This window comes from Tepidibacillus decaturensis, from assembly GCF_001561915.1.
Lineage (GTDB): Bacteria > Bacillota > Bacilli > Tepidibacillales > Tepidibacillaceae > Tepidibacillus_B > Tepidibacillus_B infernus.
This window is the reverse complement of sequence record NZ_LSKU01000001.1, coordinates 2,054,308-2,066,851: the sequence shown is the minus strand read 5'-3', so window position 1 is coordinate 2,066,851 and position 12,544 is coordinate 2,054,308. Positions and strand designations below refer to the sequence as shown.

General features: G+C 35.5%; 18 protein-coding genes and 1 pseudogene. 12 read left to right on the top strand and 7 right to left on the bottom strand.

Going from position 1 to position 12,544, the window contains the following annotated elements; all coding sequences use genetic code 11:
- Nucleotides 1–96: 96 nt before the first annotated feature.
- Nucleotides 97–1,293, top strand: a complete 1,197-nt coding sequence (locus U473_RS09815; RefSeq protein WP_068725837.1) for an MFS transporter — start codon at nt 97–99, stop codon at nt 1,291–1,293.
- An 11-nt stretch (nt 1,294–1,304) separates the two neighbouring features.
- Here U473_RS09815 and U473_RS09810 read toward each other — a convergent pair whose 3' ends face one another.
- Nucleotides 1,305–2,459, bottom strand: coding sequence for a S8 family peptidase (locus tag U473_RS09810; RefSeq protein WP_068725835.1), 1,155 nt, complete (start codon nt 2,457–2,459; stop codon nt 1,305–1,307).
- The gene (locus U473_RS09805) at nt 2,456–2,815 is read right to left on the bottom strand and encodes a hypothetical protein (RefSeq protein ID WP_068725832.1); all 360 of its coding nucleotides are present in this window, start codon (nt 2,813–2,815) and stop codon (nt 2,456–2,458) included. Before U473_RS09805 ends, U473_RS09810 begins: the two co-directional genes overlap by 4 nt.
- Nucleotides 2,816–3,013: 198 nt before the next feature.
- Here U473_RS09805 and U473_RS09800 point away from each other — a divergent pair, with 198 nt between their 5' ends.
- A complete protein-coding gene (locus U473_RS09800; RefSeq protein ID WP_068725830.1) occupies nt 3,014–3,658 on the top strand; it encodes a hypothetical protein in 645 nt (214 codons plus the stop codon).
- A gap of 248 nt (nt 3,659–3,906) precedes the next feature.
- On the opposite strand, the gene U473_RS09795 is transcribed toward U473_RS09800, so the two are convergent.
- The 5 genes from U473_RS09795 to U473_RS09775 all read right to left on the bottom strand — a co-directional run bounded on the left by U473_RS09795 (nt 3,907) and on the right by U473_RS09775 (nt 5,596).
- Entirely contained in the window at nt 3,907–4,293 is a 387-nt protein-coding gene (locus U473_RS09795) for a spore germination protein GerPE (RefSeq protein ID WP_068725828.1), read from the bottom strand.
- Between the two features lie 10 nt (nt 4,294–4,303).
- Nucleotides 4,304–4,471: a spore gernimation protein GerPD gene (locus U473_RS09790; protein ID WP_068725825.1), complete on the bottom strand. Its 168-nt coding sequence runs from the start codon at nt 4,469–4,471 to the stop codon at nt 4,304–4,306.
- Nucleotides 4,471–5,082, bottom strand: a complete 612-nt coding sequence (gerPC, locus tag U473_RS09785) for a spore germination protein GerPC (RefSeq protein WP_068725823.1) — start codon at nt 5,080–5,082, stop codon at nt 4,471–4,473. The genes U473_RS09790 and gerPC overlap by 1 nt, the downstream gene beginning before the upstream one ends.
- Nucleotides 5,083–5,155: 73 nt before the next feature.
- Nucleotides 5,156–5,359: a spore germination protein GerPB gene (locus tag U473_RS09780; RefSeq protein WP_068725821.1), complete on the bottom strand. Its 204-nt coding sequence runs from the start codon at nt 5,357–5,359 to the stop codon at nt 5,156–5,158.
- Nucleotides 5,360–5,374: 15 nt separating this feature from the next.
- Nucleotides 5,375–5,596: a spore germination protein gene (locus tag U473_RS09775; protein WP_068725813.1), complete on the bottom strand. Its 222-nt coding sequence runs from the start codon at nt 5,594–5,596 to the stop codon at nt 5,375–5,377.
- Nucleotides 5,597–5,739: 143 nt separating this feature from the next.
- On the opposite strand from U473_RS09775, the gene U473_RS09770 reads away from it, so the two are divergent.
- From U473_RS09770 to U473_RS09730, 10 genes and pseudogenes are all read left to right on the top strand, one after another.
- Complete coding sequence (locus U473_RS09770; RefSeq protein ID WP_068725811.1) at nt 5,740–6,033, top strand: hypothetical protein; 294 nt, start codon at nt 5,740–5,742, stop codon at nt 6,031–6,033.
- Nucleotides 6,009–6,260 carry an Hsp20/alpha crystallin family protein gene (locus tag U473_RS14350; RefSeq protein ID WP_082732484.1) on the top strand — a complete coding sequence of 84 codons (252 nt, stop codon included), beginning with the start codon at nt 6,009–6,011 and terminating at the stop codon, nt 6,258–6,260. The genes U473_RS09770 and U473_RS14350 overlap by 25 nt, the downstream gene beginning before the upstream one ends.
- Before the next feature lie 53 nt (nt 6,261–6,313).
- Nucleotides 6,314–6,903: pseudogene (gene plsY, locus U473_RS09765) on the top strand (glycerol-3-phosphate 1-O-acyltransferase PlsY).
- Nucleotides 6,904–6,921: 18 nt separating this feature from the next.
- Nucleotides 6,922–7,728, top strand: coding sequence for a DUF2797 domain-containing protein (locus U473_RS09760; protein ID WP_068725808.1), 807 nt, complete (start codon nt 6,922–6,924; stop codon nt 7,726–7,728).
- A gap of 114 nt (nt 7,729–7,842) precedes the next feature.
- Nucleotides 7,843–8,304: an adenylyl-sulfate kinase gene (locus U473_RS09755; RefSeq protein ID WP_068725805.1), complete on the top strand. Its 462-nt coding sequence runs from the start codon at nt 7,843–7,845 to the stop codon at nt 8,302–8,304.
- Nucleotides 8,305–8,460: 156 nt separating this feature from the next.
- A complete protein-coding gene (locus U473_RS09750) occupies nt 8,461–8,991 on the top strand; it encodes an adenylyl-sulfate kinase (RefSeq protein ID WP_068725803.1) in 531 nt (176 codons plus the stop codon).
- Nucleotides 8,992–9,077: 86 nt separating this feature from the next.
- Nucleotides 9,078–10,076 (top strand): phosphotransferase, encoded by a 999-nt coding sequence (locus U473_RS09745; protein ID WP_068725800.1) that lies wholly within the window; start codon nt 9,078–9,080, stop codon nt 10,074–10,076.
- 88 nt (nt 10,077–10,164) lie between these two features.
- The gene (locus U473_RS09740) at nt 10,165–11,493 is read left to right on the top strand and encodes a polysaccharide deacetylase family protein (protein ID WP_068725798.1); all 1,329 of its coding nucleotides are present in this window, start codon (nt 10,165–10,167) and stop codon (nt 11,491–11,493) included.
- Between the two features lie 27 nt (nt 11,494–11,520).
- Complete coding sequence (locus tag U473_RS09735) at nt 11,521–12,210, top strand: class I SAM-dependent methyltransferase (RefSeq protein WP_068725796.1); 690 nt, start codon at nt 11,521–11,523, stop codon at nt 12,208–12,210.
- On the top strand, nt 12,210–12,467 hold the full coding sequence (locus tag U473_RS09730) for a YkoF family thiamine/hydroxymethylpyrimidine-binding protein (RefSeq protein ID WP_068725794.1): 258 nt from the start codon (nt 12,210–12,212) through the stop codon (nt 12,465–12,467). The genes U473_RS09735 and U473_RS09730 overlap by 1 nt, the downstream gene beginning before the upstream one ends.
- Nucleotides 12,468–12,544 lie beyond the last annotated feature (77 nt).

The following is a 12,544-nucleotide window of genomic DNA, read 5'->3' as shown; positions in this document are numbered from 1 at the left end:
TTCTATCATATTGTACATGTTAAATATACAGAGTTGATTAACCCTTTTCTTTCTTATAAGATGAAAGAGTGTAATTAGAAGGGGGAAGTATTCTTCATGTCAGAAGCAGCTATAGCTTACCATCATACTAAAGGTTTTCAAAAACGTTTTTTTATTTTAGTCGCAACCGTTAGTATTTCTGGCTTTAGTCAGGGACTTTTATTATCTTTATTATCTGTAATCTTAGATCGCCAAGGGGTTCGAGCTGATTTCAACGGGCTAAGTTCTGCAGCTCTTTATGTAGGAATGCTGCTTGCTTCACCCTTTATGGAAGCACCTGTACGGAAATTTGGGTATAAACCGATTATTTTGTTTGGAATGAGTTTGTTAATCGGATCCATGATCCTATTTCCCTTATGGCTTAACTTTTATTTTTGGATTCTTTTACGTTTTCTTGTTGGGATTGGGGACAATGCCCTTCATTTTGCTACACAGGTATGGATTACTTCAACAGTGGCTGCTAATAAACGAGGAAGGAGTATTTCGCTTTATGGTCTTTCCTATGGGATTGGGTTTGCTGCTGGACCATTAGGATTAATGTTACTCCCTTATGGAGAATGGGTACCTTTTGCAGTTTCCGTGCTTCTCTTTTTCATTATTCTTATTCCGATCTTACGGTTACAAAATGAAAAGCCGAAATTAGGCCGAGAAACTCATGTAGAGAAGCGTTATCTGAAGGTGTATGCGATCGCAGGGGTTGCTTTAATGCCATTCTTTATCTATGGCTTTTTAGAATCTACACTTAACTCTATCTTTCCGATCTATGGGATGAGAACAGGACTAGAGCTCTCAACTATTTCTAAACTATTATCTGCTTTTGTGATCGGTAGTTTAATCTTGCAGCTTCCGCTTGGTACATTAAGTGATTATATCGGGAGAAGAAAAGTCTTAATTCTTGCTACTTTTAGTGGAGGAATTCTTTTTGCCCTCGTTCCTATGTTTCATACCACGATTCTTTTATATATCATCTTTACGTTAGCTGGCGGGCTAGTCGGATCATTGTATTCATTGGGCTTAGCTTATGTGGCCGATCTAATCGGACCAGCATTGATTCCAACTGCCAATATCATCGCTACCATTCATTTTGGGGTTGGTAGTATTATTGGGCCTTATCTAGGGGGAAGCTTCATTAATCATATTTCTCCACAAAGTTTGTTCTACTTAATTGGAGTCGTTGTCGTTTCTTTTGCATTTTTTGGGATCTTTAGTACATTAGTAAAAAGATGCATAAACAGAAGGAAAACTAATATATAAGAGCCATTGGATTATTCTCCAACGGCTCTTTCTGCGAGGACAGAAGCATTGACAACGCCAAAACCTTGGGCAAAGGATGAGGAATCTTTAAGCCTTGTTGCTGAGCGTCTTAGCATGTAAGAAAGCTGTTGAGGCGTTAAATTCGGGTATCTGCTTAACATCAGGGCAGCAACGCCTGAAACATGAGCAACAGCCATCGAGGTTCCGCTTAATTCTCTAAAGGAATCGTTCAACCAAGTAGAGGTGATTTTTTCCCCGGGTGCAGCTAAATCAATATTCGGGCCAATCGTACTAAATTTTGAAATTTGATCCTGTTCATTGATAGAACTTACAGCAATGGTCTCCTCAAATTGTGCTGGATATTCTAGCCGTCCCCTTGTACCTTTATTCCCAGATGCTGCAATCATAATAATACCTGCCTGATGGGCTCTAGCAATCGCTTCCCTAAAAGAAGCACTGGGTTCATTAAAACCAAAGCTCATATTAATAATCTGTATGCCATTGCCAATACACCAGTCAATGGCTTTAATAATATCAGACAGTTTTGCAGTACCGTCTTTATTAAAGGCTTTTACTGCATAAAGATCTACTTTTGGTGCAACACCTACTACACCAAACTGGTTATTTACCGCACCTATTGTACCGGCCACATGTGTTCCGTGTCCATTGTGATCATAGGGTGGAAGAAGAGGATTTAGAATATTGACTCCACCCTTGACATTGTTGTGTAGATCTGGATGGTCATAAGCAATCCCTGTATCAAGTACAGCAACGCGTACCCCTTTTCCTTGCGTTTTTGACCATGCCTTTTCTGCTCCGATTCTTCGAATCCCCCATGGAACAACTTGTGCCTTTGGTGTCACTTTCCCTTTCACAGGAATAAAGATTTGCACATCAATGTCTTCTTCAACTTGAAAAAGGGCTGGATGGTTCCTAAAGGCACTTGATGGATAATCTTTAGGGAACAACCCAACAAAAGCATGTAGGTGTTTAAGATATTTCAGGTTTCGAATTCGACAAAGACGTAAATCACGGTAACAGGCACGTGCTGATGCGTTTGGCCTAAGAAACAGAATTTTATGCTCATATTGTTGATTCCGTCTGCCCCGCTGATCTTCAATCCATTGTCTTAAAAAAAGATGAGGGTGCCAGGGATGAGGAGTCATTTTAATAACTCCCTTCTATTTTTTTTCTTCTTCTTTGCCGTTTGTTCAATGGCTTTGTTTAATTTCCTTGCTTGTTGTTCTGTTAATAGATTTTCATTTTTTAAGAAATCAAGAGCAGCCCCTGCACTTCCCGTTTGCTGAATTTGATTCGCTAATTTTTTTAATTGATCTTTACTTGTTGGTGCATTGGTTACCCTTTGTACGTATTCTAAAAGTCCTTCTGTACCACTTGTATCCTTTACATGTTTTGCTTCATTTAAAAAACGGGTGAGCTGGTCTTCAGTCATGACATTTGTACCCATTACCGTATTAATTAAATCCACAAAATCCTTTTTTGTTGGTTTTTGTTCTGCCACAATGCATACCTCCCTTATATAATAACTTACTAGAGAAGGCTGAAATCTGTGATGGGATATTGCCTATAAATGCTTAAAAATTGAAAATTGGGCGTAAACAATAGTTGTTTGTAAACAATTGGGCGAAACGTCACCCATACTGGGTCATAGCATATAATGAGAGTCTTTAGAAAAGGGAATTAGAGGAGGAGTCAAAAAGTGAGTTCCCATCATAAAAACAGCAAGTCACAACAATCGTCAAAGACACCAAGACAAAAAAGAACCCCCAGAACATTAGTGATCGATGAGCAGCCGAATAGTCAATTACCAGCATTATTTCCAGAAGGATTTCGTTTAAAAAATTTTGATTTGGTCGGGAAAATAGATGATATGAGAGTATTAACAAAAGAATTGTCGGTGATGGCTAGGCAATTAGAACAATGGATGAGTGTTGCTCATACTGTGGTTATGGCATTTAAGGATAATGGTGTTCTTCGAGAGGTAGTTAAAGCTTTAGCAAACGTAAATTTATCTGGAGGTGGAAATGGAACTTCTCAAGGGGAGACACCAAAGAATAAAGTAAAAAAACCTGCCCCACCACCATTTATGTTACCTTTTTTCGGTAATATGCAGAATAATGATGATAATGAAGAAGAGGACACATCAGAAAAAAGAAATCATTCCCAAGAAGAAAACCCCTTTGAAAACATCAATATTTTTGAAATCATTAAAAATCCTGCATTTCAAGATATGATGGCAAAACTGTTCTTACAAAAAAATAATAGGAATCAACACATGAAAGAAGAAAGCCGATCTCATTCGGCTTTCTTCTTTGTGAGGTTGATGAGCCCTTGTTATTTTTGAAAGGTTACCCTTCCAAAAATGGTGATTAGCCTTTCCACATAAACTCCTCAGGAAATATAAACCAGAATATAACAATGAGCGTTAGTATAAAGAGAAGAAGGTGTCTAAGACTCCACTGCATCGATCACAGCTCCTTCCTTGGCTGTTTGCTAGGTGTCTTAATACTAACTTATGACAATCAAGCTTTAATGGCTTAGGCTAGACAACCATTTTTAAAAAAATGGGCGAAAAACGCATAAAAATAGTACCTAAGACTGATTGTTAGGTACTCTTGGTAATAATATTCGAACATGCTTTACACGTGATTCTACATCGATCCGATGGTTAGAACCAATTTGAACGATTGCTGATGTGGATATTCCATTCACTTTGATGTTTCCCACTTGAATATACGGAGATTCATTGTTGATCTTCATTCGTAAAGGCTCTATGATGGTTGTTTTAGGTATAGGTTTTGTATATAAGGGATATCTTGATAGATTGTCTTCTTGACCATCAAAGTAAGGCAATTCTCCATGTACAGCAAATACATTAGCACGGGGTGTAATAAAACGACTATCACCCACCTGAAGAATCGATCCAAAAAGCATAAGCTTCACATTCACGCTATTAACGACTGATATTCGTTTATTCATCATTCCTACATTATAGGCGCACTAGTGGCAAGTATTGTACAGCCTCTGGTGGAGTATCAAAGATCGCAGAACTACTAATCACTTCAGTGTCTCCTACTAGAAAGACAGAAGAAATAGCAACACCAATAACTTTTATATTTCCTACTGAGAGCTGTCGGTTGACGACAAAAAAGTTCATCATTTATTCTCCTTTGGCGGTAAGTTTTGAATATAATATTCAATCGCTTGTTTAATGTTTCCTATGATTTGATTGACGATATTTTTTTCGATTTCTTGTTCATTTTCTTTATCCCAGTTTTTATACTGATTTAGATATAGATGGATACGTTCATCCATTTGCTTTTTGATATCTTCGATCACCATTTGTCTTTGTTGATCACTTTCTATTGTACGAAAGTATTTTTGTTCGATTTGATTGATGTCTTTAAAAACATCATGATTTAAATACTGTAGAACAGACTCTTGGATCTGTGTAAAAAGATCAGCGTGTTTTGTCGAATAAACTTTGACATCTTCAGCAACTTGTTGATTGACTGCTAGTTCTTCAAACATGCCTGAACCATTAGGAGTGAGTCCAATATTTAAGGTTCCTTCAAGGGTTTCAATTTTTAATTGATCAAATTTATACTCAATTTTTTCAATGTTTATTTGACGGTCTTTTTTTATTACTTCCATTTGTTCTTGCAATTGTAAGAGCAAAGCATTTAATTGATTGATACGATCGTTTTGACCTTTTACATGGGAATAAAGATGTTGAACATATTCATATAGATCTGAGTTGTCATGCATATACATCCCCCTACATTGTTTTCCCTATTTTATGCACCTAATTAAAGTTAGGTGTTAGCCTAAAGACAAAAATTTAATAGGTTGGATGAGGAAACTGCGACCAAGGAGCTTGAGGTGGTCGAAGTTCTGGAACTGGTTCAGTAAATCCACCTGTATTGTAAAGCTGTGATAATGGCTTGATAATTCCCGCACTTCCAATTTGAAAAACCGATGAATTTCCAATACTGTTTATTCTTATATTATGAATAATAATCGTTTGGTTCACATGAAGATTCATGACGATTCCCCCCTACTAAGTGTTAACAGGGTTATCTGCTTCTAGTAAATCATTATCAAGTGTATTAGTATTGCTTAACCCATTATTGGTATTCAAAAAATCCCCAGTATTAAAGGATCCAGAACCTGCATAGGATTTTGAAGTAACTTTTGGCGAAAGGTATAAGGCATCGCCAATATTGACAATTCCACCAGTACCTACGCTGTTTATTTTCACTCCTCCTACGATTGAAGGCATATGCAAACATCCTTTACTTTATCAAATAGTTGAATACCCATAAAAATTCTCATGATTTACTATATGTCTATTTAGAAATAATGGTTCCCCCTTATTCAACAATTGCATAGATTGATATAGAAATGCTTAAGGGAGGAAGTAAAATGGCATTTAATCCTTTCGATTTTATAAAAAACAATCCATTTCAAGAGGATATATTTAAAGATAAAGATTTAGTTGAAGGTTTTTTTGGAGAGAATAATCCCTTTGATCAGCAGTTTTTTGATCGAGTATTTAAGAATGGAAAAGTTATGGGTGAGGATGCAAATTTTGACAAAAGGTTTTCTAGATCCGTACCGATGGATATTGTCCAAAAGCCATATGAGATGCTCTTTATCTTTGAAATTCCGGGAATTAAAAAAATGACCTTCAGATTAAAATTGCTGGATCAAGACTAACGGTTGAAGGGGAGGTTCGATCAAATTACGATTTTTCGGAAAAGGAAATCATAAAATCAGAAAGAAAGTTAGGAAACTTTTCAAGAAGTGTGATGATTCCAGTCGTATTTGATAGTAAACGAATCCATGCTAGGTACCAAAATGGTCTATTAGTGATTAGAGTTCCTATTTTAAAAACAAATCGCACTGATACTGTGAATGTCCAATTTGTTCATGATGAAAAATAATTAAATTTTTGCTATTATGGTATTAAAGTATGCATTTGCTGAAGGAGAATCATATGGATGTATTTTTGGCCATGATCATTGGTTATTTGTTAGGATCTATTCCCTCTGCTTTAATCGTAGGTAAAAGGAAAAATATCGATATTCGCAAACATGGTAGTGGAAATATTGGTGGCACGAATACCTTCCGCGTTATGGGTAAAAAGGCGGGTTTTTTGGTTTCGATTGCTGATATTCTAAAAGGCGTAATTCCCACAGGGATCGCCCTTTACCTTGGTGGAGAAACGATTGCTGCTTTAACAGGTGTGGCAGCTAGTTTTGGTCATTCTTATTCAATTTTTGCCAAATTCAAAGGGGGAAAAGTGTGGCGACAAGCGCCGGAGTGATGCTTGTTTTGAATCCTTTAACCGTTTTATTTGGTGCTATTGCTTTTGCCATTACTTTATTCACCACTAAATTTGTATCGTTATCATCCATGTTTGCAGCGATAACAGTAGGGATTTCTCTTTTTATTGTAGAGGAATCTATATCAATTAAATTAGCAGGGGTATTCTTTGTGTTGTTTATTATTTTCCGCCACCATTCAAATATTAAGCGTTTAATGGAAGGAACAGAAAACAAAGTTTTTCAAAAAAAGAAGTTATAATTGAGAGGAGTTAATCTATTGAAAGTCAGCGGGGAATTGAGAGAACTGGTACATAAAGTAGAGGAACCCGTTCAATATTTCTTACAGATCAATGAAGAAAATATTCATTTAAATCCATATATAGGAAAACAGATGAAACTAAGCTATCAAAATGAGATCCATTGTATTCATTGTGGTAGAAAAATCAAGAAATCATATAATAATGGTTCCTGTTATCCGTGTTTTGTCAAGTTACCACAAAATGACCTATGTATCGTAAAGCCACATGAGTGCCATTTTGATCAAGGTACTTGTCGTGATGAATCGTTTGCAGAAGATCATTGTATGGTGCCTCATTATGTATATCTGGCTTTAAGCAGTGATGTGAAAGTAGGGTTAACAAGAAAGACAAATGCTTTTAAACGTTGGGTAGATCAAGGAGCGGTTCAGTCAATCCCAATTGCTGAGCTTCCTACACGAAAAATGGCGGGTGAATTGGAATTTTATTTATCCCAGTTTATGCCAGATAAAACCAATTGGCGAAAGATGCTAAAAGGAGAAATTGCAGAAAAGGATCTTTTTAAAATCAGAGAGGAGATACGAGAAAAGATTCCTGAAGAATTCCACCCTTATTTATTAGAAGTTGAACAAATCCATGCATTTATTTATCCTATACTCGAGACCCTAGAACATATTTCTTCTCTAACTTTGGATAAGCAATCCAAAATTGAAGGCCGTTTACTTGGAATTAAAGGACAGTATTTACTTTTGGATTCCGGAGTGATCAATATCAAAAAACATGCTGGTTATCTTGTTCAAATTGAACTAATAGATGAATCAATTTAAAGAGTGTAATAAAACCAAGGAGTGGTTTTATTACACTCTTTTTTCTCACTTTAGAAAAGTATAAGTGCAACGGAGCAATTCCATTTTGTGTTTAATAGCGAGGAGGAACAAACATTGCAACAAGGACTTATTATTTGGTTTACCGGACATTCCAAATCGGGAAAAACGACATTATCAAAATTACTTTTCAGTGAATTGCAACAAAAAGGATACCGTTGTTATAGACTAGACAGCGATACACTACCTTTATCCATTATTAAACCTCAAGCCGATCGTTGGGAAGAAAGGCAAAGGTTAAAACTTGAAAATATATCTTTTCTTTCTCGTTTATTATATGATAATAACTATTTTGTCCTTATTGCATCCGTAGGAAGGTTTAGTGAATGGAGAGAACTGTTGAGAAAGCAAGTACCTAATTTTATTGAAATTTATCTCACTTGCCCATTAGAAGTAAGATTAGAACGTGATTTTGAAAAAAATATCAAACTCATCGTGACTATTTTGATTATTACGAAAAACCTAATAATCCTGATGTTGTCATTGATACAAATCACAAGCAACCAAATGAAAGTGTAAATTTGATTATGCAATATCTTCAAATGAAAGGTTTTCTAAAGGGAAGATAATGCCCTTTTTCTACACCTCTTTTCTCTAAAGGGTTCTAATCCAATCCAATTTATCTTTGGATGAATAATTTAAATTAACAATCATATGGAAAAGAAGTGAATAACTATGCAAAAAGGGCTAGTGATTTGGTTCACCGGTTTACCCAATGCGGGAAAAACAACGATAAGCAAATTGTTGGAAAAAGAATTAAAATTAAAAGGTTATGATGTAGAACGAATTGATAGTGATGAAGTACCTCGTTCATTAACAAAAGAATTAAGTTCTGACTGGTTTATCAGGCAAAAGCAGAAATCCACGAATATTATCTATGTGGCAAAACTTCTGTATAAACATTGTATTATTGTCTTGATTTCTTCTGTAGGACGTTTGCGCAAAATGAGAGAGACTGCTCGTAACGAAATTGATGATTTTGTAGAGATCTATTTAAGATGTTCTTTGAATACAAGGTTAGAAAGAGATCAACTGGCTAAATATTCAAGATACCCTTCTACCATTCATTATTACGAAGAACCAAATCATCCAGAAATGATTATTGATACTGATCAGCTTTCTCCTAATGATGCAGTTCAACAAATATTAGACTATTTATCAGCCCATGGAATGATTGCAGGAGCAAAAGTGGATGAATACACATAGAATGAATTACGCCCTTTACCAAGGGATATGACGCTTTTACAAGATTATGAAAGCACGCAAAAATTGTCATAAAAGGGATGTTTTCAATGCTCTCTGCAAATGTTGATCTTTCACCAGATATAATAAAATCACTGATTGAGAAACATTACGATTTAAAAGTTCATTCAATGGTAAAAGTTCGGGCTGTCTATAAAGTGAACACGTCTGTTGGATTATTTGGATTTAAAGGTGCTGAAGAATTAACTGATCTGCCGTTGATTGCGAATTATCTTCAAAAGATTAGAGATCACGGTTATACAAAAATTCCTAATTTTCTTCGTTCAAAAGAAGGAAACTATTTAATCAAGTATGAGAAAAAAGATTATTTTATGGAGGAATGGCTTGATCTAGAAGAAATCCCCAATAAAAGCTATCCATATGTAAAAAAAATTGGAGAGACCTTGGCTGACTTTCATCATGCAACATTAGAAATTAGACCCAAACAAGATAGCGATAGATTTGAATGGGGAAAACAGCCAGATTTTCTTCAACATTCATATCAAAAACTTTTCGAATGGGATCAAAAATTTTTGTATAAATCCTTCAATTCATTGGAAAAACAAATGTTGGATTTTCTGCTTAAGCGAAACGAACTTGCATACCAATATATTAAAGATGTTGACTATCATGCACTTTTACAGTTCTATCCTGAATCAGCCGCTTTATGTCACGGAGCATTACAATCTCGAAATATCATGTTAGATGAAGCAGGAGAAATATGGCTTATCGATTTTGAAACATTAGCTTTTGCAGAACGTGTTAAAGATCTTGCTCATTTTCTTGAACATCATGCAAAACCCTACCACTGGGATACTCAGATGGTCTTTACATTTTTAAATGGTTATCAATCAAAATTATCTCGTCCAATCACTGATGATGAATGGAAGATTTTTTTCTCCTATTTAGCTTTTCCAAGAAGATTCTATAGCCGGTCGATTCGTTACTTTGATAAAAAAGATTTGAAGCCAAAAGATCTTTATAAATTAAAAGAAATGATAGAATCAGAAATAGATAAAGAACCATTATTTACACTATTTTGTCCCTAATATACACACCAGTATATTAGGTTTTTTTAACTTCTATTTTAGGACTAGCCCCATATACATGTAATAGAACATCAAAGGGGGAAGAATAATGGTCTTTAAAAAGAAGTGTCTTATTAGCCTAATACTTGTTATCTCACAAATCTTTTTCTACTTTCCTACAATAGGACAAGCTGAAAGTGCTGATCCTATCTATCAGACCTTATTATCAGGAAAGCGAATATTAAAGGAACGAAATTTTATAGAAGAGGAAAAAGCAACGGTCTATTTAACCTTTGATGATGGGCCAAGTGAATTAACTCCGAAGGTATTAGATATTTTAAAAAAGGAAGGAATAAAAGCAACCTTTTTTGTCGTAGGTAAAGCAGCAGAACAAAATAAAAAAATCATCAAAAGAATTGTGGAAGAAGGACATTCGATTGGAAATCACTCCTATACCCATCAGTATAAAAATTTGTACAGTAGTTTCTCAGATTTTTGGCAAGAAATTCAGAAAACAGAAAAAGTGATTTACGATATCACAGGGATTCGTACTTCCTTGGTTCGAACACCAGGAGGGACTTATAAGAACTGGGATAGTTTTTATTTCTATTTTATGGATCAAGCAGATTATTTGGTCTATGATTGGAATGTAGATAGTGGAGATTCCAAACGCATAGGTGTACCCGCTAAGGAAATCATTGCAACTGTAAAACAATCAAAAGTGACCAAAAAATTAATCGTGCTCATGCATGATAGCAAGTCACACGTAAATACAGTAGGAGCCTTACCATCGATCATCAAATATTACAAGGAGAAAGGATATCAATTTAAAGCGTTATCTGAACAAGTAGAACCGATTATCCAACCCGAAACGGCAACAAGATGGAAGAGAAATAATGAATTTGAAATTAGAGACACTTTCGTTAGAGAAGTGGAAAAGAAAAAAATTGCAGAAGTAGAGCAAAAAGAAGAGCAGAAGGATAAACTCGTTGATGTTTGGATGGTTGAACCTTATTACGAGAAGATTGGAGAGGTCATTTATTCTTATCAAGATGAGATGTGGTGGCTCCCTTTAAAACAGGCTCCAATCCTTCTTGATACAAGAGTAATGGTGGATGAACGGACGAAAATCATAAGACTATACAAAGAAAATACTTCGCTTATGATAAGAGGTCAAGAACTAAAACGAATCGGACAAGAATGGTATATACCATTGATACCTGCCATCCAAGTTTTTCAAAAGAACATTCACTGGAATGAGGAAATGACCTACTTGATTTTAGAACAGGATGATCAGGGATCATTTGTTACAAAAGAAGAATCGATTTGGAGTAAAATCATCTCAAGCTGGGAAACAGGATTTCAGACTATAGTGACCCGTCTTTCCAGGATTTACTTTACCTTTCCTTCTCTATTTTTGTATACTTATAGAAATTAGAAAATGATTAAGAAAAGAGGTAAATAAATGGCATGGTTTGATGCTTTTGCAAAAGATTATGATACTTGGTATCAAACAAAGCTTGGCAACTTTGTCGATAGGGTTGAAAAGGAATTGATTGAATCATTAGCAAGTCCAAAACAAGGTGAGAAAGTGTTAGATATTGGTTCTGGCACTGGAACCTATACATTATGGCTTGCTAGGAAAGGGTTAAATGTAACAGCCATCGATCAATCAGTAGAAATGATGAAGGTGGCCAAAGAAAAAGCGGAAGCGGAGAAGTTGTCGATTGATTGGAACTTAGGTGATGCTCACTATCTACCATTTCTTGGTAATAGTTTTGACTTAGTGATTTCTGTTACAGCGATAGAATTTATGGATCAACCTCAATTGGTTTTACGCGAGGCGATGAGAGTCCTAAATCCAAACGGTCGGTTAGTAGTTGGTTTATTAACAAAGGAAAGCCCATGGGGAGAATTATATCGACAAAAAGCAATAGAAGATCCAAACAATTTATTTGCTAAGGCACATCTTTATACAGAGAAAGAACTAGAGGACTTATTACCCTATCCTTTAACGATTAAAAAAGGATTATATTTACCACCCGTTCTGGAATTTAATGAAAAAGATGCGTGGCAGCAAGAAAAAGAAAAACAGGAATTACAAGCAGAACAGGCAGGCTTTTTTGCCGTTCGCTGGGATAAGGAGGAGAAATGATGATATCCTGTCAGGTAGCTCTTTACCCGTTGGCTACAAAAGAGTTTGACCAAGTGATTGTAGAAGCCTTAGATGCTGTAAAACCGTTAAAAGAAGAAGGTTTAACGATAGAAGTAGGATCTATGAGTACGATTTTTAAAGGACCTGATGATCTAGTGTGGAAAGCGGTTCGCCTCTTATTTGATACAGCTAAGCAAAATGGGCAACAGATTGTGTTAAATACCCAGATTTCAAATGAATGTGGATGTGATCTTTAGGTCTCGAAGTTTCGAGATCTTTTTTATCCCTACTATTTACATAATTTACAAAAATGTGTGATAATTTTTCAAAATAT